The sequence below is a fragment of the Mycobacterium sp. genome (assembly GCF_049280035.1).
Classification (GTDB): Bacteria; Actinomycetota; Actinomycetes; order Mycobacteriales; family Mycobacteriaceae; genus Mycobacterium.
This window is the reverse complement of sequence record NZ_JBAPPI010000139.1, coordinates 1-2,341: the sequence shown is the minus strand read 5'-3', so window position 1 is coordinate 2,341 and position 2,341 is coordinate 1. Positions and strand designations below refer to the sequence as shown.

The following is a 2,341-nucleotide window of genomic DNA, read 5'->3' as shown; positions in this document are numbered from 1 at the left end:
CCACCAGCCCGCTGCCGATGAAACCGATTGCCCCAGAACGCAAGGAGCGTCAGCTTCGACCGCGGGAGCACGCCGAGAGGGGTGTGTGATGCTGAAGCTCACCGGGCTGCTGCTCGCCGTGGCGGTGGTGCTCGCCGGCTGTGCCGGTGTGCCGAGTGCGTCGGCGCCGCAAGCCATCGGCACCGTCGAGCGGCCGGCACCGTCGAACCTGCCCAAACCGACGCCGGGCATGGACCCCGACATGCTGCTGCGCGAATTCCTCAAGGCCACCGCGGATCCGGCCAACCGGCACCTTGCCGCGCGCCAGTTCCTCACCCAGTCGGCATCAAACGCCTGGGATGATGCCGGCAGCGCGCTGCTGATCGACCACGTCGTCTTCACCGAAACCCATAGCAGTGACCGGGTTTCGGTGACTATGCGGGCAGACAAACTTGGTTCGCTCTCGGATATGGGTGTGTTCGAGACCGCCGACGGTGTGCTGCCCGATCCCGCTCCGATTGAGCTGATCAAGACACCGGGCGGCTGGCGCATCGGCCACCTGCCCAACGGAGTGTTCTTGGACTGGCAGCAATTTCAGGCCACCTACAAGCGCAACACGTTGTACTTCGCGGACCCGACCGGCAAGACGGTCGTTCCGGATCCGCGCTACGTCGCGGTGGCCGACCGTGATCAGTTGGCCACCGAACTGGTTTCCAAGCTGATCGCGGGTCCGCGTCCGGAGATGGCCAAAAGCGTGCGCAACATGCTCGGACCGCCGCTGCGGCTGCGCGGGCCGGTTACTCGGGCCGACGGCGGAAAGAGCGGCATCGGACGCGGTTATGCCGGTGCCCGTATCGATCTGGAACTGCTGACCGTCGCCGACCCGCACAGCAAGCAACTGCTTGCCGCGCAGATCATCTGGACCCTGGCGCGCGCCGACATCAAAGGGCCCTATGTGATCAACGCCGACGGCGCCGCGCTGGACGAGAGGTTCGCCGCCGGATGGAATCCCTCCGATGTCGCCGCTACCGATCCCGGTGTCGCCGAGGGAGCCGCGGCCGGCGTGCACGCGCTAGTGGGCGGGCGGCTGGTGTCGCTGAACGGGCAGGCCTCCGACCCGGTGCCGGGTGCATTCGGGCGGACGACGGATCAGACCGGAGCTGCGCTGTCGCGCAGTGGGCACCAGGTGGCGTCGGTGGTGACGCTGCGGCCCGGCGCTCCGGATATGGCGGCATCGCTGTGGATCGGCGATCTCGGCGGCGAGGCGGTGGAAGCCGCTGACGGACATACCTTGTCGCGGCCCAGCTGGTCGCTGGACGACGCGGTGTGGGTGGTCGCCGACGGCAACACCGTGCTGCGTGCCATCGCGGGGACGGCCTCGGGTCAGCCTGCCCGTCTCCCGGTGGATTCGGCCGCGGTGTCCACTCGCTTCCCGGGTGTGATCGCCGAGCTGCAGCTGTCCCGGGACGGGACGCGAGCAGCGATGGCCATCGAGGGCCAGGTGATCCTGGCCAACGTCGAGCAGACGCAGGCCGGCCAGTTCGCGTTGACCTACCCGCGGCGGCTCGGGTTCGGGCTGGGCTCCTCGGTGGTGTCGTTGTCGTGGCGCACCGATGACGACATCGCGGTGAGTCGCAACGACGCCGAGCACCCGGTGTGCTACGTCAACATCGACGGGGTGAACTCCGATGCGCCGAACGTGAATCTGCAGCAGCCGGTTTCCACGATCGCGGCTGATCCCTCGATGGTCTACGTGGCCGATCCGCGCGGGGTGATGCAGCTGTCGATCTCGGGCGCCGAAGGGCCGCAGGGCTGGTTGGACGTACCGCCGTTCATGGTGGCCGGGGCGGTGCCGGTGCTGCCCGGCTGAGGCGGAGCCGCTGTCACCCCCCGCCGCCACAATTGCGCTGTGCTCGATCTCGTCCTTCCGCTGGAATGCGGGGGCTGCGGGGCGCCGTCGACCCGCTGGTGCGAGGCCTGCGCTCGGGAGCTGGCGGTGGGTCTCGAGGCGCCGCGGGTGGTGAGCCCGCGAACCGACCCCGGCGTTCCGGTGTTGGCACTCGGCCGTTACGCGGGTGCGCGGCGGCAAGCGATCGTCGCGATGAAAGACCGCGGCCGGACCGACCTGATCGCGCCGTTGGCCCAGGCGTTGGCGCTCGGTGTGCACCGATTACTCGGCTGGGGTCTGCGGGATGTCCCGCTGACGATCGTGCCGGCGCCGACCCGCAGCTGGGCGGCTCGCCGCCGCGGCGGCGATCCGGTCACCCGGATCGCGACGCTGGCAACAGCGGGCCACCCGCACATCACCGTGGTCCGGGCACTGCGGATGAAGGCGCTGGCCCGCGACTCCGCTGGTCTGGGC

2 protein-coding genes are annotated in these 2,341 nt (G+C 69.5%); both read left to right on the top strand.

Going from position 1 to position 2,341, the window contains the following annotated elements; translation table 11 throughout:
- Nucleotides 1-91 precede the first annotated feature (91 nt).
- Nucleotides 92-1,849, top strand: coding sequence for an MtrAB system accessory lipoprotein LpqB (gene lpqB / locus WAN71_RS04560; protein WP_422224192.1), 1,758 nt, complete (start codon nt 92-94; stop codon nt 1,847-1,849).
- 39 nt (nt 1,850-1,888) lie between these two features.
- A partial coding sequence (locus WAN71_RS04555; RefSeq protein ID WP_422224191.1) for a ComF family protein occupies nt 1,889-2,341 on the top strand: 453 nt, incomplete at its 3' end.